This is a genomic window from Mycobacterium sp. NGS69, assembly GCF_059812165.1.
Genome location: NZ_JCALCD010000001.1, coordinates 506,763 through 527,219, shown reverse-complemented (window position 1 = coordinate 527,219; position 20,457 = coordinate 506,763). Strand labels below are relative to the sequence as shown.

The window sequence follows — 20,457 nt, the reverse complement described above, 5'->3', positions numbered from 1 at the left end:
GCCACCCTGGCCGACTAGACTGACCAGGCCACTCAGGATGTCCGACCGCTCGATGGGGGTATTGCATTGCAGACGGCCTACCGTTGCTACCGGGCGGCGATGGTGGCCGTGCTTGTCGCCCTGATGAGCGTCCCCGCCGAGGCGGGCGCCGACGACCGGATCCCGATGGGCGGCGGGGCCGGCATCGTCATCAACGGGGACACGATGTGCACCCTGACGACAATCGGCACCGACGCCGCCGGCGAGCTGATCGGCTTCACTTCGGCGCACTGCGGGGGTCCCGGCGCGCAGGTCGCGGCGGAAGCCGCCCAGGATCGGGGCCCGGTGGGCGTGATGGTCGCGGGCAACGACGTTTTGGACTACGCGGTGATCAAGTTCGATCCCGCGAAGGTGGCCCCGGTGGCCAACTACAACGGCTTTGTGATCAGCGGCATCGGCCCGGACCCGACGTTCGGGCAGGTCGCGTGCAAGCAGGGCCGCACGACCGGCAATTCCTGCGGGGTCACCTGGGGGCCGGGCCAGGACCCGGGCACCATCGTGATGCAGGTGTGCGGCCAACCCGGAGACTCCGGGGCGCCGGTGACCGTCAACAACCTGCTGGTCGGCATGATTCACGGGGCGTTCAGCGACAACCTGCCGTCGTGCATCATCAAATACATCCCGCTGCACACCCCGGCGGTGGTGATGTCGATCAACGCCGACCTCGCCGACATCAACGCCAAGCACCGCGCCGGCGCGGGGTTCGTGCCACTGCCGGGCTGAGTGGGCCTACCTACTTCGCGCTCCGGATCGCGTCGAACACACCGGGATCCAGCAGCGTCGAGGTGTCACCCAACTCGCGGTTTTCGGCGACGTCGCGCAGCAGCCGGCGCATGATCTTGCCGCTGCGCGTCTTGGGCAGCTCGGGCACCACGTGGATCTCCCGCGGCTTGGCGATGGGGGAGATCTCCTTGGCCACCTCGGCGCGCAGCTCGTCGACGATTCCGTCATGCACTTCGTACTCGGCGCACAAGACGACGAACGCGCAGACTGCCTGGCCCGTGGTCTCGTCGGCCTTCGCGACCACCGCGGCCTCGGCCACCCCGTGGTGGCCGACGAGCGCCGACTCCAGTTCGGCGCTCGAGAGCCGGTGCCCCGACACGTTCATCACGTCGTCGATGCGGCCCACCACCCAGATGGCGCCGTCACGGTCGTAATAGGCGCTGTCGCCGGCGAAATACCAGCCCTGCTCGGCGAACCGGGACCAATAGGTCTCGACGTAGCGCTCCGGATCGCCCCAGATGCCGCGCAGCATCGAGGGCCACGGCTGGTCCAGGATCAGGTAGCCGCTGACGTGTTCGCCGTGATGGATGGTGGGTGTCAGGTGATCGCCGTGGTCATCGACGATGCTCGCGGAGATGCCCGGCAACGCCCTCATCGCCGAACCCGGTTTGGCCGCGGTGACTCCGGGCAGCGGGGAGATCATCGCGGCGCCCGTTTCGGTCTGCCACCAGGTGTCCACGATCGGGAGGCTGTCGGCGCCGATCACGGTGCGGTACCAGCGCCACGCCTCGGGGTTGATCGGCTCGCCCACCGTGCCGAGCAGTCGCAGGCTGGACAGGTCGTGCGCGTCGGGAATCTCGCGGCCCCACTTCATAAAGGTGCGGATGAGCGTGGGGGCGGTGTAATAGATTGTCACGCCGTGCTTTTCGATGATCTCGAAATGCCGGTGCTGGGTCGGCGAGTCGGGCGTGCCCTCGTAGAGGACCTCGGTGACCCCGTTGGACAGCGGACCGTAGACGCCGTAGCTGTGCCCGGTCACCCAGCCGATGTCGGCGGTGCACCAATAGACATCGGTTTCGGGCTTGATGTCGAACACGTAGTGGTGCGTGTAGGAGCACTGGGTCAGGTAGCCGCCGCTGGTGTGCACGATGCCCTTGGGCTTGCCGGTGGTTCCCGAGGTGTACAGCAGGAACAGCGGCTGCTCGGCGTCGAACGGCTGCGGGGTGTGTTCGGGTGACGCCGAGTCGACCGCGTCGTGCCACCACAGGTCGCGCTCGTCGTTCCACGACACGTCAATTCCGGTGCGCCGCACCACCAGAACGCGCTCGACGGGGCTGTCGGGGTCCGAGACGGCCTCGTCGGCCGCCTCCTTGAGCGGGGCCGGCTTGCCGCGGCGGAACTGCCCGTCGCTGGTGATCACCAGCTTGGCCTGCGCGTCGGCGATCCGGGCCCGCAACGCCTTCGCGGTGAACCCGGCGAACACGACGCTGTGCATGACGCCCAGCCGGGCACAGGCGAGCATCGCGACGACGGCCTCGGGAATCAAGGGCATATAGATTGCGACGCGGTCGCCGGCGACCAGACCGAGGTCGGTCAGCGCGTTGGCCGCCTTGCACACCTCGGCCTGCAGGTCGGCGTAGGTCAGGCTGCGGCTGTCGCCCGGTTCGCCCTCCCAGTGAATCGCGACGCGATCCCCGAGGCCGGCCTCCACATGGCGGTCCACGCAGTTGTAGGCGACGTTGAGCTTCCCGTCGGCGAACCATTTGGCGAAGGGCGCCTCCGACCAGTCCAAAACCTGCGTGAACGGCGTCGACCAGGACAGCCGCTCGGCCTGCTTGGCCCAAAACGCCAGCCGGTCCCGCTCAGCCTCGCGGTACAGCTCCTCACCCGCGTTGGCCTGCTCGGCGAACTGCGCCGACGGCGGATACGACGTCGGGCCCTCGGTGTGGGTGGCGGTCACTGGTTTCCTCCTAGCGTCGAGGCGCGTCAACCGTCAGTGAGCCTAGACCTTCCAGGTGAAAAGCCGCTGCCCGATCCGGGGTCAAACACGGCCGCATGCCGGATAATCACCGATGTGCCGGGACCGCAGGCGCGCCGACTCGCGCTCAGCTTCGCCGCGGCCGCAACGGCTTACGCGGCGACGGGGATGCTGATGCCAGCTGCGTGGGCCGAGCCGTCCGACGCCATCGACCAGCCGACGCCGTGCTGGTCGGAACAGGTCGCCGTCAGCGCCTCCCCGACGCAGGCCGCGGTCGGCCATCGCGGCGTGACACTGCTGTTCGCGCTGGCCGGCGGGGCGGACCCGTGCACGCTCACCGGCTACCCCGGTGTCGATTCGGGCAGCGGCGGGCCGCTCATCCACGCCCAGCAGACGCCGCGGGGGTATCTGGGCGGGCTGCCCGCCGGCGTCGACGTCCCGCCGACCGTCACGCTGTCGCTGTCGACTCAGGGCCAGGCGGTCGTGGAGGGCATGGCCGTCGACGCCGACGGCAGCCCGTGCCCCGGCTACACGGACCTGGCCGTCAGTCCGCCGGCCATCACGCAGGTGTTCACCGTGCCGGCCACCATCGACGCGTGCCGGCTGGAGGTCCATCCCGTCACCGCGGGCTGATCGCGCTTAGGCGTCGGCGCGTGCCAGGCAGTACACGCGCGGTGGGGCCGGGTAGGCGATGGCCTTGTCGCCGGGCGCGCATCGGGTGGTGTCCGTGCTGCCGTCGATGCGCTGGACGACCCTGTCCAGCGACGGCTGGGGCTCGCCGCAGTCGTCCGGCCGCAGCGTCAGGTTTTGGGATCCGTTGGTCAGTTGGTAGCAGCGGCCCTGCTGGAGGTTGAGCGCGAAGCACAGGATGGCGGAGTCGTCGGTGTAGCGGCTATAGACGGAGTTATCGCGTTTGCCGTCCGGGCAGTTCGCCGAGGGGGCACCTTTGAAGGCCAGTTGGTAGGTCTTCGCCGGGTTGGCGCAGTCGTTGGCCGGGCTCGAGCTGAAAGACCGTGCAAGAAAAGCATTTTGGTCGATGCACTGGCCCACCGGCATGGACTTGTCGGTGTCGAACAGGCTCCGCTTGTTCAGTCGCACGAGATTTCCCGCGATGCCCAGCGCGCCCAGAGTAAGCAGGACGGCGCCGACGACGATCAGCGTGGTGGCCCACCTGGTGGGTCGGGGCCGCGGCGAACTGGGTGTGCCGCTGGTGACCGCCCGCGCGTTGCGCAGGCGCAATCCGATGATGAGACAGGCCACCCCGATAATCGGAACGCCGAAGATCGCCGCCAGATATCCGACCTGAACGCCGACTTCGTGCGAGGTCACAGGGCCATCCTAGCGGCGACGCGTTGCGGGACTTCCCGATCGCCGACCAGGCGCGCCCGTTCGGTCGGCGGCGTCGCAGGCCTTATGGTCGCTGGCATGCGTCGGATGCTTGCCGCGCTGGCCGTCCTGGCCGCCGGAATGCTGGCGGCCGGGACGCTGGCCGGCTGCGGGGGCGGCATGCTCAGCCCCGATCTGGTGGTGGTCAACAGCGGGGAGCCACCGAACCCGTTGATTCCGACCGGCACCAACGACAGCCTGGGCGGGCGGATCCTCGATCGATTGTTCGCCGGCCTGGTGTCCTACGATGCGGCCGGCAAGCCTTCGCCGGAGGTGGCGCAGTCGATCGAGACGACCGACAACGTCAACTACCGGATCCTGCTCAAACCGGGCTGGAAGTTCACCGACGGCTCGCCGGTGACGGCCCGCTCGTTCGTCGACGCGTGGAACTACGGGGCGCTGAGCACCAATGCCCAACTGCAGCAGGACTTTTTCAGCCCGATCGACGGGTTCGACGAGGTTTCCGGTGGTGAGCCAAAGCGCACCAGCATGTCCGGGCTGCGGGTGGTCAATGATCTCGAATTCACCGTGCGGCTCAAGGCGCCCACCGTCGACTTCACGCTGCGGCTGGGCCACAGCGCGTTTTATCCGTTGCCGGACGGGGCATTTCGGGATATGGCGGCGTTCGGTCGCAACCCGGTCGGAGACGGCCCGTACCAGCTTTCCGATGGACCCGACGGGCCGGCCTGGGAACACAACGTGAAGATCGACCTGAGGCCCAACCCGGGTTACCACGGCAACCGCAAGCCGCACAACAAGGGCCTGAGGTTCGAGTTCTACGGCAACCTGGACACCGCCTACGCAGACCTGTTGTCCGGCAATCTCGATGTCCTGGACACGATTCCGTCGAGCGCGCTGACGATCTACAAGCGTGACCTGGGCGGTAACTTCGCCAGCGGTCCCGTCGCGGTGAGCCAGTCGCTCGACACGCCGCTGCGGCTGCCGCATTTCGGCGGTGAGGAGGGCCGGCTGCGCCGGTTGGCGTTGTCGGCGGCCATCAACCGTCCGCAGATCTGTCAGCAGATCTTCAACGGAACCCGCAGCCCGGCGCGCGATTTCACCGCCCGGTCCCTGCCGGGGTTTGATCCGAACATCCCGGGCAACGACGCGTTGGACTTCAATCCCGACCGGGCCCGGCAGCTCTGGGCGCAGGCCAATGCGATCTCGCCGTGGAGCGGCCGCTACCTGATCGCCTACAACGCCGACAGCGGCCATCAGGAATGGGTGGACGCGGTCGCCAACAGCATCAAGAACGTGCTGGGCATCGACGCGGCCGGCGCGCCGCACCCCACCTTCGCGGGATACCGCACCCTGATCACCAACCGCCAGATCGACACCGCGTTCCGTGCGGGCTGGATCGGGGACTATCCGTCGATGATCGAGTTCCTCGCCCCACTGTACGCGACCGGTGCGGGATCCAACGACGTCGGATACTCCAGCCGGGAGTTCGATGCCTCGCTGGCCGCCGCCGAGGCCGCGCCCGGCCTGCAGGAGGCGGACGTGCTGGCCAACGCCGCGCAGCGAATCCTGCTGCACGACATGCCTGCCGTGCCGCTCTGGTATTACATCGCCGTGGTGGGATGGTCGCCGGCGGTACGGGGCGTCACGGTGACATGGAACGGGCTGCCCGACTACGAGAACATCGTCAAGGCCTGACATGGGTTGGTACATAGCGCGCCGAATCGCCGTGATGGTGCCGGTTTTCCTCGGCGCCACGCTGCTGATCTACGGCATGGTCTTCCTGCTGCCGGGTGACCCGGTGGCCGCGATCGCCGGGGATCGTCCGCTCACTCCCGCGGTGGCCGCCGCACTGCGCGCCCGCTACCACCTCGACGATCCCTTCCTGGTCCAGTACCTGCGCTACCTCGGCGGCATCTTTCGCGGCGACCTGGGGCGCGCCTATTCCGGTTTGCCGGTCAGTTCGGTTCTGGCACACGCCTTTCCGGTGACCATCCGGCTGGCGCTGATCGCCCTGGCGGTGGAGGCGGTGCTGGGGATCGGGTTCGGTGTGATCGCAGGCTTGCGTCAGGGGGGCATTTTCGACGCCACGGTGCTCATCGCCGGGCTGATCGTCATCGCGATCCCAATTTTCGTACTGGGCTTTCTGGCGCAGTTTGTGTTCGGCGTGTGGCTGGGGATCGCGCCGGTAACCGTCGGCGAGCGGGCGACATTCGGGCGACTGCTATTGCCCGGGATCGTGTTGGGCGCCGTGTCATTCGCCTACGTGGTGCGGTTGACCCGTTCCTCGGTGGCCGCAAACGCACACGCGGACTACGTCCGCACCGCCACCGCCAAGGGGTTGTCGCGGCCCCGGGTGGTGACGGTGCACATCTTGCGAAACTCGCTGATCCCGGTGGTGACTTTTCTGGGCGCGGATCTGGGCGCGTTGATGGGCGGGGCCATCGTGACCGAGGGCATCTTCAACATCCACGGCGTCGGCGGTGTGCTGTATCAGGCGGTCACCCGGCAGGAGGCGCCGACGGTGGTGTCGATCGTGACGGTGCTGGTGGGAATCTATCTGGTTGCCAATCTGCTGGTGGACCTGCTGTACGCGGCCCTGGACCCCCGGATCCGCTATGGCTGAGCACTCGGGTTTCTGGGGTGAGACCTGGCGCAAGCTGCGCCGGCGGCCAAAGTTCTTCGCCGCCGGTGCACTGATCCTGTTCGTCGTTGTCGTGGCGGCGTTTCCGGCGTGGTTCACCGGCGTCGATCCCAGCTATGCCGATCCCGCCCAGAGCCTGCTCGGGCCGTCGTCGGCGCACTGGTTCGGCACCGATCTGCAGGGCCACGACATCTACGCGCGCACCGTCTACGGGGCGCGGGCCTCGATCTCCGTTGGGCTGGGCGCGACGCTGGTGGTGTTCGTCGTCGGGGGGGCGGTGGGCGCGCTGGCCGGCTTCTACGGCGGCTGGGTCGACGCGGTGGTCTCCCGGGTCACCGACGTGTTCTTCGGATTGCCGCTGCTGTTGGCCGCCATCGTGCTGATGCAGGTCCTGCACCACCGCACGGTGTGGACGGTGATCGCCATCCTGGCCCTGTTCGGTTGGCCGCAGGTGGCCAGGATCGCCCGCGGTGCGGTGCTCGAGGTTCGCGCCAGTGATTATGTGCTGGCCGCGAAAGCCTTGGGGTTGAGCAGGTTTCAGATCTTGCTGCGCCATGCGGTGCCCAACGCCCTGGGCCCGGTGATCGCGGTGGGGACCATCGCCCTGGGCATCTTCATCGTCACCGAGGCGACGCTGTCCTACCTCGGGGTCGGGCTGCCGACGACCGTGGTGTCGTGGGGCGGCGACATCAACCTGGCGCAGAGCCGGCTGCGCTCCGGCTCCCCGATCCTGTTCTATCCGGCCGGCGCGCTGGCGATCACGGTGCTCGCGTTCATGATGATGGGCGACGCGCTGCGCGACGCCCTGGATCCGGCGTCGCGGGCGTACCGCGCATGAGCACCCACGGCGCGCCGCTGCTGTCGGTGGAGGGCCTGGAGGTCAGGTTCGGCGCGAACGCCCCCGCGGTGTGCGGCGTGGACCTGACCGTGCTGCGCGGGCAGACCGTCGCGGTGGTCGGCGAGTCGGGATCCGGGAAATCCACCACGGCCGCCGCGGTCCTCGGGCTGCTGCCGCCCGGCGGCCGAATCTCGGCCGGCCGCATCGTGTTCGACGGCCGCGACATCACCGGCGCCGACCGCCGGCTGCTGCGGTCGATCAGGGGCCGCGAAATCGGCTACGTGCCCCAGGACCCGATGACCAACCTCAACCCGGTCTGGAAGGTGGGGTTCCAGATCTCAGAAGCGTTGCGGGCGAACACAGATACCCGCGACGCGCGGCGCCGCGCCGTCGACCTGCTGGCCGAGGCGGGCATGCCGGATCCGGCCAAACAGGCCGGCCGATATCCCCACCAGCTGTCCGGCGGCATGTGCCAGCGCGCGCTGATCGCCATCGGGCTGGCCGGACGCCCCAAGCTGCTGATCGCGGACGAGCCGACGTCGGCGCTGGACGTCACCGTGCAGCGGCAGGTGCTCGACCATCTGCAGGGGCTCACCGACCAACTCGGCACCGCGCTGCTGCTGATCACCCACGACCTGGCGCTCGCCGCCGAACGGGCCGAGACGGTGATCGTCGTCCATCGCGGCGTGGTGGTGGAATCCGGTGCCGCGCAAGCGATCCTGTCCCGGCCGCGCCACGAGTACACCCGACGGCTGGTAGCCGCCGCCCCGTCATTGGGACCCGGCCCGTCCCGGGCCCGCACGCCTGCCGCGAAGGAGCCCGCCGAGGACATCCTCGTCGTGTCGGAGTTGACCAAGGTCTACCGGGACTCGCACGGGGCGCCCTGGCGGCGCGCGGAGTTTCGCGCCGTCGACGCGGTGTCGTTTCGGTTGCGCCGCGCGAGCACCCTGGCGATCGCCGGCGAGTCGGGTTCGGGCAAGTCGACGCTGGCGCGGATGGTGTTGGGTCTGCTGCGACCCACGTCGGGCACGGTGGTCTTCGACGGCACCCGGATCGACGACGGGTTGGGCCGGGACGAGGCGCTGGCGTTTCGCCGGCGCGTGCAACCGGTGTTCCAAAACCCTTACAGCAGCCTCGATCCCATGTATTCGGTGTTTCGCGCCATCGAGGAGCCGCTGCGCATTCACCGGGTCGGCGACCGCAAGCAGCGCGAGCGGGCGGTGCGCGAGCTCGTCGACCACGTCGCGCTGCCGTCGTCGGTGTTGCGCCGCCTGCCCCGTGAACTGTCGGGCGGGCAACGGCAGCGGGTGGCGATCGCCCGGGCGCTGGCGCTGCGGCCCGAGGTGCTGGTCTGCGACGAGGCGGTGTCGGCGCTCGACGTGCTCGTGCAGGCGCAGCTACTGGACCTGCTGGCCCAGCTGCAGGCCGAAATGGGCCTGACCTACCTGTTCATCAGCCACGACCTGGCGGTGATTAGGCAGATCGCCGACGACGTCCTGGTGATGCGGGCCGGCCGAGTGGTGGAGCAGGCGCCCACCGAGGAGTTGTTCACGCGGCCCGGCCACGAGTACACCCGCCGGTTGCTGGAGGCCATTCCCCGTCCGGCGTGAGCGCGTTCGGGCCGCCCCGATAGGTTGGCAAGCTGTGACGGCAGACCCTCTGGCCCCGCTGCTGGAGCTGCCCGGCGTCGCCGAGGCCAGCGACCGGGCCCGCGAGGCGCTCGGCCGCGCGCATCGCCACCCGGCCAATCTGCGTCGCTGGACGGTGACCGCGGCCGAAGCGGCGTTGCGGGCGGCGCGCGCGTCCTCGGTCCTCGACGGCGGTCCCGTGCGGCTGGACGATTTGGCGGACGCCGCGCAGGTGAGCGAGCCGGTGTTCGGCGGAGCGCTGCGGGTGGCCCAGGCGCTGGAGGGCGGGGGAGGGCCGCTGGTCGGGATCTGGCAGCGGGCGCCGCTGCAGGCGCTGGCCCGTCTGCACATGCTCGCGGCAGCCGACCAGGTCGACGACGATCGGCTCGGGCGCCCGCGGGCCGACGCCGACGTCGGGCCGCGGCTGGAGTTGCTGGCGGGGTTGGTGACCGGCCGCACGTCCGCCCCGGCGCCGGTGGTGGCCGCCGTCGCGCATGGAGAGTTGCTGACGCTCAAGCCGTTTGGCAGCGCCGACGGCGTGGTGGCCCGGGCGGTGTCGCGGCTGGTGACGATCGCCAGCGGGCTGGACCCGCACGGGTTGGGGGTACCCGAGGTGAGCTGGATGCGGCAGCCGGCGGATTACCGCGACGCCGCGCGCGGGTTCGCCGACGGCACCCCGGACGGTGTCGGCGCCTGGCTGGTGCTGTGTTGCCGGGCGCTGCAGGCCGGCGCGCAGGAGGCTTTGTCGATCGCCGAATCGCTGCAGAATCGGTAGCCGGCGGACACCAAAATCGGCGTCCGGGAATTTGTTTCACAAATGTAAAGCGGGCGACGTCCCGAATTATTCGGTCCGCCGCCCGCTAGCACGGAGCTCGGTTACCAAGCGTGCATTTCTGGGCTGCGTGGGTTGGCCTCGGCGATCTTGCGATGTTTCCGGCTGCAACCCCACCCAAAGGGCCGTCGATGCTTTTCACTTCTCGCAATTACGCAGGCCCGCAACACTTCTGCCATTATCGCGGCTATGACTCCGCGTGGGTGCCGGGTTCCGTGCTGGGCGCCCGGTTCGGGAGAACGATCCTTCTCTTCCGGATCGACCTTGGCCTCATCGGGCTTCCGTGGTTCCTTTGTACTACTAGACCTCTAGCACATCAAGGCCTAATTGCGAAGCAAAAATCTATTGCGCGAATTGCATGTTTGCTGCGCGGCTAAAAGGCGAAGCGGCGCAGCAAAGAGTAGGTGACCGCGCCGGCGGCGAGCGCCGTGACGCCCACCGCGGCGGTGGTCGCGATCGCGGCGCCCGACGGCGCCGGGATCCGGTCGCGCAACGACACCGGGCGGGAAAACATCAACACGGGCCAGCCGCGCTCGCCGGCCTCTTTGCGCAAGGCGCGGTCGGGATTGACCACGCTGGGGTGGCCGACGGTCTCGAGCATCGGCAGGTCGGTGATCGAGTCGGAGTAGGCGTAGCAGTGTTCCAGCGGGTAGCCCTCGCGGGCGGCCAGCTCGCGGATCGCTTGCACCTTGCCTTCGCCGTAGCAGTAGAACGCGATCTCGCCGGAGTACTTGCCGTCGTCGACGACCATCCGGGTCGCCATCGCATGCGTGGCACCGAGCGCACGGGCGATGGGCGCCACGATCTCTTCGCCGGACGCCGAGACCACAACCACGTCGCGGCCGCACAGTTTGTGGGCCGCGATGAGGTCCGCGGCTTCCGCGAACACCAGCGGGGTGACGATGTCGTGCAGCGTCTCGCTGACGATCGACTTGACCTGTTCGACGTCCCAACCGGCGACCATGTTCGTCATGTGGATGCGCATCCGGTCCATCTGGTCATGATCAGCGCCGGAGAGCAGGTAGATGAACTGGGCGTAGCTGGACTTGAGCACGGCGCGGCGGTTGAGCAGACCCTGGTTGAAGAAGGGTTTGCTGAAAGCGAGCGTGCTGGACTTGGCGATGATGGTTTTGTCCAGGTCGAAGAAGGCGGCAGTGCGCGCGCGAGGAGCTGGGGTTGCAGGTGTTTCCGGTGAGGTTTGCTGCCGCGCGGCCGAGTCGGAGACGGTCACCGATCCAGCATAGGTCGGCGATCCGGCGGCGCCCCGGCGTTGGGCCCAAAACGGCGCTCATGACGGGGCCAAGAACATACCGTCGGTATTTTTGCGGCTCAACGTACCTTTCGATCGAACAACTACTTGCGTTAGTCCCGACTGTCATGTGTATAGTAAGCATTACTCGGCCTGAGCCGAGGGTGCATCAGCCCGACCCCCCGGGGCTGATACACGACGACCCTCGCCTCCTCCCCCCCTGGCGGGGGTCGTCCCTTTTCTGGGGTAAGTTTTCCCGCCACCATCGGGCGTCGATCCACCGGTCGCCGGGCGTTGCGGGAAGGAGTCCCGAGCGCCGAGGCTGAGCTCCCGGGCGACGCGTTTGTACACACTGGCGTCTCTATCCACAAATCCGGCTTTGGGACTGGTGTGCCAAGGTCACGGCCCCGCAAGGTGGGTTGGTGACGAGCACCATCCGCCCGAAAGCGGCGGGTTCTTCGGGCGTGCTGGCGGTGCTGGCGGATGCGGAGTTGCGCGACGAACTGGATCGGGTGGCCGCCGCGGTCGGGATCCGGGTGGTTCACGCCGGCGGCTCCGCGGTGGGCCGCAAGGCTTGGTCGGCGGCCGCGGCGGTGGTGCTGGACGAGGCCGCGGCGGAGCGGTGCGGGCGGGCGGCGCTGCCGAGGCGCACCCACGTGAGCGTGCTGACGATCGCCGCACCCGCGACGTCGACCTGGGCGGCGGCCGTCGCGGTCGGCGCCGAACACGTTCTAAAACTGCCCGACAACGAACGTGAGTTGATCCACGAGCTCGCCGAGGCCGGCGAAGCCGCCCGCGATGACGGCCAGCGCGGTGACGTCGTCGCCGTCATCGGGGGCTGCGGCGGGGCCGGCGCGTCGGTGCTCGCGGTCGCCATGACGCAGGCCGCCGGCGACGCCCTGCTGGTAGACCTCGACCCGTGGGGCGGCGGCATCGATTTGCTGGTGGGCGGCGAGAGCGCACCCGGTGTGCGCTGGCCCGATCTGGCGCTGCAGGGCGGGCGGCTCAACTGGCCGGCCGTGCGCGAGGCGCTGCCGCGGCATGGCGGAATCAGCGTGCTTTCCGGCACTCGCCGCGGATACGAGTTGGGCGGAGCGGCGGTGGACGCCGTTGTCGATGCCGGGCGCCGCGGTGGCGTCACCGTGGTCTGCGATCTTCCCCGCCGCCTCACCGATGCGACGCACGCCGCGCTGGACGCCGCCGACCTCGTCGTCGTGGTCACCCGGTGCGACGTGCGGGCGTGCGCGGCGACCGCGGCCATGGGACCGGCGCTCGCCGCGACCAATCCCAATCTCGGGTTGGTCGTGCGGGGCCCGTCGCCAGGCGGGTTACGGGCGGCCGAGGTCGCCGATGTCACCGGCCTGCCGCTGCTCGCGTCGATCAAAGCCGAGCCGCAACTGGTCCGGCAGCTGGAGCGCGGGGGCCTGCGGCTGGGCCGGCGCGGACCGCTCACCGCGGCCGCCCGCCGGGTGCTGGCCGTCCTGCCGGTGGGGCGGACGGGCCGGGTGGCATGAGCGGGTCGCTGATCGAGCGGGTGCGCGAACGGCTGGCCGCCGAGTCCGTCCCGCTGCGACCCAGCGTGGTGGCCGCCGCGATCCGGGCCGAGTCCGGCGGGATGCTCGGCGACACCGAGGTCCTCGCCAACCTGCGGGTGCTGGAAACCGAGCTGACCGGTGCCGGCATCCTCGAACCGCTGTTGTGCGCGGACGGCACCACCGACGTCCTGGTCACCGCCCCCGACGCGGTCTGGGTCGACGACGGAAACGGTCTGCGGCGCAGTGGCATTCGTTTCGCCGACGAGTCGGCGGTGCGGCGTCTGGCCCAACGTCTGGCGTTGGCCGCCGGTCGGCGCCTCGACGACGCGCAGCCCTGGGTGGACGGGCAGCTGACCGGCATCGGCGCCGGAGGGTTCGCGGTGCGGTTGCATGCCGTGCTGCCGCCCGTGGCGGCCGGCGGCACCTGCTTGTCGCTGCGCGTGTTGCGTCCGGCCACCCAGGATATGGCCGCCCTGACCGCGGCCGGCGCGATCGAACCCCGGGCCGCCGCGCTGATCGGCGACATCATCGCCGCCCGGTTGGCGTTCCTGGTGAGCGGCGGCACCGGCGCGGGGAAGACGACCCTGCTCGCCGCGATGCTGGGCGCCGTGCCCGCCACCGAGCGGATCGTGTGCGTCGAGGATGCCGCCGAGTTGGCGCCCCGGCATCCGCATTTGGTCAAGCTCGTCGCGCGCTGCCCCAACGTCGAAGGCGTCGGCGAGGTCCCAGTGCGTGAACTCGTCCGGCAGGCGTTGCGGATGCGGCCCGACCGCATCGTGGTCGGTGAGGTCAGGGGCGCCGAAGTGGTCGATTTGCTGGCGGCGCTGAACACCGGGCACGACGGCGGCGCGGGCACCGTGCACGCCAACAATCCGGGCGAGGTTCCCGCCCGGCTGGAGGCGCTGGGCGCCCTCGGCGGCCTGGGCCGGGCCGCACTGCACAGTCAGCTCGCCGCGGCGGTGCAGGTGCTGCTCCACGTCGCGCGGGACCGGACCGGTCGCCGCCGGCTCGGCGAGATAGCCGTGCTGCGCCAGGTCGACGGGCAGGTGCGGGCGGTCACCGTGTGGCACGCGGATCGGGGCATGAGCGACGATGCGGGCGATCTGCACCGTCTGCTGCGCGGCCGGATGCCGGGATGAACGGCCTCGCGGTTTCGGCGCTGCTGTTATCGCTTGCGCTGCTGGTGTTTCCGTCGTCGCCGCGGCGCAGGTTGCGCGCGCCGGTGCGGGTTCGCCGGCCCCTGGCTGCCCGGGGCGCGGTGGCTTGTGTCGCCTGCGGGCTCATCGCGGCCGCGGTCCTGCTGCCCTGGACGGCGGTCCTCGCCGCGGGGGTGGTGGGCGCGACCGCGAGCCTGCGTTACCGTCGTCGCCGCCGGATCCGGCGGGCCGTGGACGAAGGCCGAACCCTGGAAACCGCCCTCGACGTACTGGTCGGCGAGTTGCGGGTGGGCTCGCACCCGGTGCGCGCGTTCCGCGTTGCGGGCGGTTTCGGCGCGGGCCAGATTGGGCGCCGACGTCACTGCGGGCCTGCGCGCCGCGGCGGGATCGTCGGCGCTGCCGGCGCAGTGGGAGCGGCTCGCGGTGTGCTGGCAGCTGGCCAGTGACCAGGGGCTGGCGATCGCCACCCTGATGCGCGCCGCGCAGCGCGATATCGCCGAGCGGCAACGCTTTTCGGCCCGAGTGGCTTCCGGCATGGCCGGGGCGCGCGCCACGGCGACGATTCTGGCGGGCGTTCCGGTGCTGGGTGTGCTGCTGGGTCAACTGATCGGGGCGCGACCGCTGAGCTTCCTGCTGGGCGGGCACGCCGGGGGCTGGCTGCTGCTGGTCGGCTCGGTGTTGGCCTGCGGTGGGCTGCTGTGGTCGGACCGGATCACCGATCGGCTCGGCGCATGATCATCTCGGCGGTGCTGCTGGCCGTGGCGCTGTGGATCGGCCCCGGCCCGTCGGTGGTCCGGGCGCGTGCCGGACTCCGGGCGGCCGCTTGTCGGCGGAAGGTGCCGCGGCCGCGGCACGGCGCGGACCCGCTGGCGGTCGCCTCCAGCCTCGACGTTTTGGCCGTGTGCCTGGAAGCGGGCATGGCGGTGTCGACGGCCGCCGCGGCGACCGCCCCGTCCGCACCGCCGAGGCTGGCCGCGGTGTTGCGCCGCGCCGCCGACCTGTTGGCGCTGGGCGCGGATCCCGCTGTGGCGTGGTCGGTTTCGCCGGATCCGCGGGCGGGCCCGCTCGATGCGCACATCGACGCGCTGCTGCGGCTGGCGCGCCGTTCGGCGTCCTCGGGCGCGGCGCTGGCCCGCGGCGTCGCCGAATTGGCCGACCAATCCCGCCACGAGGCCGCGCACGCGGCGACCGCGGCCGCCGAGCGGGCCGGGGTGCTGATCGCCGGGCCGCTCGGTCTGTGTTTCTTGCCGGCGTTTGTGTGCCTGGGCATCGTCCCGGTGGTCGCGGGGCTGGCCGGCGACGTCTTGCAATCGGGTCTGCTGTGAAAGGAAGGAAACACATTGATGATCAAGAGGTTTCGTGCGTTGTTGGCGCGGCTGGCCGTGCTGGCGACCGACGAGTCGGGCATGTCCACGGTCGAATACGCCATTGGCACGATTGCCGCGGCCGCTTTCGGCGCGATCCTCTACACCGTGGTCACGGGCGACTCGATCGTCTCGGCGTTGACCAACATCATCGGTCGCGCGCTCAACACCAAGGTCTAGCGGGCTGTGCCGGCGCGAGCACCGTCGAGGCGGCGCTGGCGATCGCCACGCTGGTCGTCGTGCTGGCGCTGTGCCTGGCGGGGGTCACCGCGGTGTCGATGCAGGTGCGCTGCGTCGACGCCGCCCGCGAGGCGGCCCGGCTGGCCGCGCGCGGAGACGAACGTTCGGCGCTCGACACCGCGCGCCGGATCGCGCCCCTCGGGTCGCGGGTCCAGGTGCGTCGCGACGGCGATTTCCTCGTCGCCACCGTCGTCGCGCACTCGAAAATGTTGCCTTCGCTGGACATTGGGGCCAGGGCGGTCTCGGCGGCCGAACCCGGCCGATGAGCGGGGATCGGCGACGGTACTGGCCGCCGCGATGGTGGCGGTGCTGCTGTCGGTCGCCGGGGCGGGCGCCTACCTCGGCTCGGTCGTGGTGGCACGCCATCGCGCGCAGGCCGCGGCGGACTTGGCCGCACTGGCCGCGGCGGCCGGGCTACCCCAAGGCGCCGCGGCGGCGTGCGCCCGCGCGACGGTCGTGGCCCGCGAGATGCGAGTCGACGACGCGCGTTGCGCGGTGGACGATCTCGACGTCGTGGTAACCGTCGACGTGCGTGTCGCTTTCGCCGGGGCGGCGCGGGCCGCCGCGCGGGCGGGACCGGTCGCCTAAGGCAACCCGTTCAACCCGTCGAGCCCGAGCAGCAGGCCGCCGATGCCGCCGGTTCCGCCGGCACCGGGGTTGAGGCTGATCCCGCCGTTGCCGCCGTTACCGCCGTTGCCGATCAACCCGGCGTTGCCGCCCGCCCCTCCCGGACCGCCGGTGCCGGTGGCCGACCCGCTGTCACCGCCGACGCCGCCGTCGCCGCCGTTGCCGATCAACCCGGCGTTGCCGCCCGCACCTCCGGTGCCGCCGGGGCTGCCGGATCGGTTGGTGCCGCCGGCGCCCCCGGCGCCGCCGTTGCCGTAGAGCATGCCCGCGTTGCCGCCTGCGCCGCCGGCCCCGGCCGTGCCGGACAAGCAGGTGCCGCCCGTACCGCCGGCCCCGCCGCTACCGCCGAGCATGCCGGCGTTTCCACCCGCGCCGCCGAGTCCCCCGTTGAATCCGCCGAACCCGCCGGCCCCGCCCGCACCGCCCGCGGCAAGGAGCCCGCCGGCCCCGCCAAACCCACCACGGCCGCCAATCCCGCCGACGACGTCGGCGCCGCCGCCGGTGCCGCCGGCGCCGCCCGCGCCGAACAGTCCACCGGCCCCGCCGGCCCCGCCAAGCCCCCCGAACGCGCCGCCAACCGCGCCGGCCCCGCCGGCACCGCCCACCCCGCCTGCGGCGCCGAACCCGCCGGCTCCGCCGGACCCGCCGGCGCCCCCGCCGATGCCGCCGGACCCACCGGCTCCGCCGACGCCACCGGCGCCGAACACCCCGCCGACCCCACCGGCTCCGCCGTCCCCGCCGAGCCCAATGGAGGGGTTACCGACCCCGCCGGCGCCGCCGGCCCCACCGGCGGCCAATAGTCCGCCGGCCCCGCCGGTCCCGCCGGCCCCGCCGGCAAAGCCCGTTCCGCCGGCTCCGCCGACCCCGCCGCGGGCGCCGAACCCGCCGAGCCCGCCAGCGCCGCCGGCGCCGCCCGTGCCGCCGCCCAACCCGCCGAGCCCGCCGGCCCCGCCGACGGCGAACAGCCCGCCCGCGCCGCCAGTGCCACCGGCGCCGCCGTTGATGCCGAACCCACCTGTCCCACCTGCGCCGCCGGCGCCGAACAACAGGCCGCCGGTCCCGCCCGCCCCACCGCTCCCGCCGGTTGCCGTAGTCGAGCCTCCGCCGGTCCCGCCGGCCCCGCCGATCCCGAACAGCCCGGCCGGCCCACCATTCCCGCCGGGCAGGCCGGACGCTCCGGACCCCCCGGCTCCACCGTTGCCGAGCAAGATCCCGCCGGCCCCGCCGGGCGCCCCGGTCCCGGGTGCCCCGTTCGCGCCGTTGCCGATCAGTGGGCGCCCGAGCACGGCCTGGAAAGGCTCGTTCACCAGGTTGAGCAGCTGCTGGATGGGCGACGTATTGGCGGCTTCGGTGGCCGCGTACGCGGCGGCCCCCGCGGTCAGGGCCTGGACGAACTGCTGATGAAACGCCTCCGCCTGCGCATTGAGGGCCTGATAGCCCTGGCTGTAGGCCCCGAAAGCCGCCGCGATGGCCGTGGACACCTCGTCGGCGGCGGCGGGCACCAATGCTGTCGTGGGTCCGGTCGCAGCCGCACTGGCCGCACCGATCGTCGAACCGATACTCGTCAAATCCGCGGCCGCTGCCGCGAGCGCCTCGGGCGCCGCGATTACGAACGACATGTCACACCTCTAGGTACGTCATGACTCATAAGCCATGCCGACCTGTCGGCGTCGCCGACTCATACGGTCGGCACGATCGCATTCTATGGCGGTCCGCGAAGCATTATTCCGTGGTTCGCAAAGGTATTTTCGGCGACTTCCACGGGAGTTTGTCGGTCGGTGTTCCCCGGGACGGCCGCCGGACATGCCGGGATGATCAGGCGGTGGTGGTATTCCCGGCGTTTGGTAGTCGCGCGGCGGCTACTTCTGCCTCGGTCGGAAGTCGCAGCGAGACCAGTCCGGCGAAGGTGTCCGGTTCGAGTTCCACCCTGTTGACCGTGACGTGCACGGGCACCCACTCGTCGTCGTGGCCCCGCATGCGCAGCACCCGACTCGTGGGGCCGTCAACGAATTCCTTTGTCATGGCGGACTTTAGGTGCTCGTCGTCCGGATGGACCTTCGGCCTGTCCGTGCTGAGGCCCCGCCAGTCGTAGAACGGGCAAGGCTCGTCGAGCCATTTCAGCAGGGCCCAGTTCTGCAGGTCGACGAGGGCCCGGTGGACTCCGGCCTGGGCCAGTCCGTTGAGGATCCGTTGTGCGAGATCGTCGGTGGATACCACCGGGCCCTTGAGTTCCGATCGCCAGTTCATCGCCCGGGCGACCAGGTGGTCGCGGCCGTCCGGCCCGGGTTCCACCATGGTGCGCGCGACAAAGCCGATCCGAATCGGATTGCCCTGCCAATCGGTGAGATCCCATGTGCTGCAGATGGTTTGGTCGGGTTTGGCCCGGACCGCCATGGCGAGCACTTTCGTTTCGTTCGGGTTGAGCTCGCGCGAGGGGAGGTCTTCGGCGAAGGCCCTGCCGAAGGTCACTTCGACGTCGGGATTCTTGCCGCTATTGGTCAGCGACTCCCGGGTATCGGTGGCCACCCCGAGGGTGAGGTCCCACTTCAGCGGGCCGGGGATCGGCCGCTCGGACGGGTCGGCGTCGGCCGGCCCGGTCCACACGTGCACGCCGTGGATCTGGCCGTCGGACATCATCACCGGCTCGGTGCGGATGACGCGGTCGCGCTTGGTGGTGATGCTGGTCAGGCTCTGGCCGGTCTGCACCGACTCGGCGATCGCGGTCCGCACGGCGGCGAGATGCGGGCTGCGGCGCAGGAATGTCGTGATCGGGATGAGGTTTTTGAGTTGGCGACCCTGCGCCACGACGGCGGGCTCGCCCCCCAACGTCTCCACGAGCAACCAGTCGTGGGCCATGTGCGCATTTTACGGCGGTGCGACGGCCGGTTATGGCGATGCTCGACCGGCGCCGACGGGATTGCGAACAGATCGCATTTTCCGCCCATTTGCGGCGCGGCGCGGTGGTACGTTGAAGTTTCCTCAGCAGTGAGGAATGGCGCCCGTCACGACGCACGTTCGTGGAGGTCGACCGTTGAGGGGTCGGTCGCCGTCCCGGTATTGCTTGGCGTGATTCGCGCCCAACTAAGTATGCGCCTGCCAGCGCGCGGTGTATTCGCTACGGCAACACGTCAATCCCGTTCAGCCCCAGCGGCAGCCCACCGGGTCCAGGAACCCTCCCGGCGTGGCGGGCCCAGGCCCTGTCACGCCGGGGCGACCCCTTTACTACCCATTGGCCCCGTCATGGCCGATCAGCAGCCCATGCTTGCCGCCAGGGCCACCGCTGCCACCGACGGCCCCACCGTTACCGCCGTTACCCCCGTCACCGATCAGCAGGCCGGCGTTGCCGCCGGCTCCGCCTGCCCCGCCGATCGGGCCGACTACCTGGACTGAACCGGCTCCTCCGGCACCGCCGGCTCCACCGTGGCCGAACAATAGGGCGGCCCCACCCGCGCCACCGGACCCGCCGTTGGCAAGCAGTGAAACACCGCCGGCACCGCCGGCACCCCCGGCGCCGAACAGCCACCCGCCGGTCCCGCCGGTGCCCCCAGCCCCGCCGTTGGCCCCTGCGGCTATTGTCGGGCCGCCCCGGCCGCCGGTCCCGCCGTTGCCCCACAAACCCGCGGGTCCACCGTTGCCGCCGGCCAGGCCATCAGTACCCGATCCCCCTTTGCCGCCATTGCCGAACAGGATTCCCCCGGCCCCGCCGTTTTGTCCGGTGCCGGCCGCCCCGTCGGCGCCGTTGCCGATCAGCGGACGCCCCAGCAACGCTTCGGTTGGGGCGTTGATCACGGAGAGAAAGTCGTCCGCGAGGACGTTTAACAGCCCCTCGTTGGTGGCCTCAGCGCTCGAGTATGCCGCGGCGCCGCCGCTCAACCCCCCTACGAATTGGTCGTGAAACGCCGCGAAGCGGGCGCTCAACGCCTGATACTGCTCACCACTAGCGCCGAACAGCGCCGCAACAGCGAGTGACACCTCGTCCTCGGCGGCTGCCAGCACCGTTGTCGTGGGCGCCGCCGCGCTTGCGGTGGCCTCGCGAAAGTTCGAACCGATACTGGCCAGGTCTGCGGCTGCCGCGGCCACCGCCTCCGGCGTTGCTGCGACGAACGACATCGGGCACCTCCCGAATGGTTGCCTAACGTGCGGGGCCCGACGGCGACGGGTTGTGTAGGAGCGTACCCGCTGGCCTGGTCGTATGGCTGGCCTGATGGAACTCTGCGGCCAGTCCCGATGCCAAGCCGTCCGACCGGTTAGCGCGGCGC

At 70.6% G+C, this 20,457-nt stretch carries 18 protein-coding genes and 2 pseudogenes; 14 read left to right on the top strand and 6 right to left on the bottom strand.

The features are described from left to right. Positions 1–66 precede the first annotated feature (66 nt). Positions 67–762 carry a S1 family peptidase gene (locus tag AC5Y2S_RS02730; RefSeq protein WP_499953632.1) on the top strand — a complete coding sequence of 232 codons (696 nt, stop codon included), beginning with the start codon at positions 67–69 and terminating at the stop codon, positions 760–762. A gap of 10 nt (positions 763–772) precedes the next feature. Here AC5Y2S_RS02730 and acs read toward each other — a convergent pair whose 3' ends face one another. Further along, positions 773–2,722 carry an acetate--CoA ligase gene (acs, locus tag AC5Y2S_RS02725; protein WP_499953631.1) on the bottom strand — a complete coding sequence of 650 codons (1,950 nt, stop codon included), beginning with the start codon at positions 2,720–2,722 and terminating at the stop codon, positions 773–775. Positions 2,723–2,908: 186 nt separating this feature from the next. Here acs and AC5Y2S_RS02720 point away from each other — a divergent pair, with 186 nt between their 5' ends. Further along, positions 2,909–3,373, top strand: coding sequence for a DUF4232 domain-containing protein (locus tag AC5Y2S_RS02720; protein ID WP_499954339.1), 465 nt, complete (start codon positions 2,909–2,911; stop codon positions 3,371–3,373). 6 nt (positions 3,374–3,379) lie between these two features. Here the strand turns inward: AC5Y2S_RS02720 and AC5Y2S_RS02715 are convergent, their stop codons facing one another. Then, positions 3,380–4,069 (bottom strand): LppU/SCO3897 family protein, encoded by a 690-nt coding sequence (locus tag AC5Y2S_RS02715; protein WP_499953629.1) that lies wholly within the window; start codon positions 4,067–4,069, stop codon positions 3,380–3,382. 96 nt (positions 4,070–4,165) lie between these two features. Between AC5Y2S_RS02715 and AC5Y2S_RS02710 the strand changes: the two genes are divergently transcribed. The 5 genes from AC5Y2S_RS02710 to AC5Y2S_RS02690 are packed head-to-tail and all read left to right on the top strand — an operon-like array spanning position 4,166 to position 9,969. Beyond that, entirely contained in the window at positions 4,166–5,782 is a 1,617-nt protein-coding gene (locus tag AC5Y2S_RS02710; protein WP_499953628.1) for a peptide ABC transporter substrate-binding protein, read from the top strand. Position 5,783: 1 nt separating this feature from the next. Beyond that, on the top strand, positions 5,784–6,710 hold the full coding sequence (locus AC5Y2S_RS02705) for an ABC transporter permease (RefSeq protein ID WP_499953626.1): 927 nt from the start codon (positions 5,784–5,786) through the stop codon (positions 6,708–6,710). After that, the gene (locus AC5Y2S_RS02700; RefSeq protein ID WP_499953625.1) at positions 6,703–7,566 is read left to right on the top strand and encodes an ABC transporter permease; all 864 of its coding nucleotides are present in this window, start codon (positions 6,703–6,705) and stop codon (positions 7,564–7,566) included. Before AC5Y2S_RS02705 ends, AC5Y2S_RS02700 begins: the two co-directional genes overlap by 8 nt. Next, positions 7,563–9,176, top strand: a complete 1,614-nt coding sequence (locus AC5Y2S_RS02695; RefSeq protein ID WP_499953623.1) for a dipeptide ABC transporter ATP-binding protein — start codon at positions 7,563–7,565, stop codon at positions 9,174–9,176. The genes AC5Y2S_RS02700 and AC5Y2S_RS02695 overlap by 4 nt, the downstream gene beginning before the upstream one ends. A 34-nt stretch (positions 9,177–9,210) precedes the next feature. Further along, the gene (locus tag AC5Y2S_RS02690; RefSeq protein ID WP_499953622.1) at positions 9,211–9,969 is read left to right on the top strand and encodes an oxidoreductase; all 759 of its coding nucleotides are present in this window, start codon (positions 9,211–9,213) and stop codon (positions 9,967–9,969) included. A gap of 430 nt (positions 9,970–10,399) precedes the next feature. On the opposite strand, the gene AC5Y2S_RS02685 is transcribed toward AC5Y2S_RS02690, so the two are convergent. Then, positions 10,400–11,257, bottom strand: coding sequence for an HAD-IB family hydrolase (locus tag AC5Y2S_RS02685; protein ID WP_499953621.1), 858 nt, complete (start codon positions 11,255–11,257; stop codon positions 10,400–10,402). Positions 11,258–11,748: 491 nt separating this feature from the next. Between AC5Y2S_RS02685 and ssd the strand changes: the two genes are divergently transcribed. From ssd to AC5Y2S_RS02650, 7 genes and pseudogenes are all read left to right on the top strand, one after another. Continuing rightward, on the top strand, positions 11,749–12,789 hold the full coding sequence (ssd, locus tag AC5Y2S_RS02680; protein ID WP_499954338.1) for a septum site-determining protein Ssd: 1,041 nt from the start codon (positions 11,749–11,751) through the stop codon (positions 12,787–12,789). Continuing rightward, a complete protein-coding gene (locus tag AC5Y2S_RS02675) occupies positions 12,786–13,949 on the top strand; it encodes a TadA family conjugal transfer-associated ATPase (protein ID WP_499953620.1) in 1,164 nt (387 codons plus the stop codon). Before ssd ends, AC5Y2S_RS02675 begins: the two co-directional genes overlap by 4 nt. Further along, a pseudogene (locus AC5Y2S_RS02670) lies at positions 13,946–14,702 on the top strand (type II secretion system F family protein). Before AC5Y2S_RS02675 ends, AC5Y2S_RS02670 begins: the two are co-directional and overlap by 4 nt. Then, positions 14,699–15,292 carry a type II secretion system F family protein gene (locus AC5Y2S_RS02665; RefSeq protein WP_499953618.1) on the top strand — a complete coding sequence of 198 codons (594 nt, stop codon included), beginning with the start codon at positions 14,699–14,701 and terminating at the stop codon, positions 15,290–15,292. The pseudogene AC5Y2S_RS02670 and the gene AC5Y2S_RS02665 overlap by 4 nt, the downstream one beginning before the upstream one ends. An 18-nt stretch (positions 15,293–15,310) precedes the next feature. After that, positions 15,311–15,511: a DUF4244 domain-containing protein gene (locus tag AC5Y2S_RS02660; protein ID WP_499953617.1), complete on the top strand. Its 201-nt coding sequence runs from the start codon at positions 15,311–15,313 to the stop codon at positions 15,509–15,511. A 50-nt stretch (positions 15,512–15,561) separates the two neighbouring features. Next, a complete protein-coding gene (locus AC5Y2S_RS02655) occupies positions 15,562–15,837 on the top strand; it encodes a TadE family type IV pilus minor pilin (protein ID WP_499954336.1) in 276 nt (91 codons plus the stop codon). A 31-nt stretch (positions 15,838–15,868) separates the two neighbouring features. Next, a complete protein-coding gene (locus AC5Y2S_RS02650) occupies positions 15,869–16,159 on the top strand; it encodes an Rv3654c family TadE-like protein (protein WP_499953615.1) in 291 nt (96 codons plus the stop codon). On the opposite strand, the gene AC5Y2S_RS02645 is transcribed toward AC5Y2S_RS02650, so the two are convergent. From AC5Y2S_RS02645 to AC5Y2S_RS02635, 3 genes and pseudogenes are all read right to left on the bottom strand, one after another. Continuing rightward, entirely contained in the window at positions 16,156–17,817 is a 1,662-nt protein-coding gene (locus AC5Y2S_RS02645; RefSeq protein WP_499953614.1) for a PE family protein, read from the bottom strand. The genes AC5Y2S_RS02650 and AC5Y2S_RS02645 overlap by 4 nt on opposite strands. 196 nt (positions 17,818–18,013) lie before the next feature. Beyond that, entirely contained in the window at positions 18,014–19,054 is a 1,041-nt protein-coding gene (locus tag AC5Y2S_RS02640; RefSeq protein WP_499953612.1) for a PAS domain-containing protein, read from the bottom strand. Positions 19,055–19,423: 369 nt separating this feature from the next. After that, positions 19,424–20,308, bottom strand: a pseudogene (locus AC5Y2S_RS02635) (PE family protein); the annotation flags it as partial. Positions 20,309–20,457: the final 149 nt, after the last annotated feature.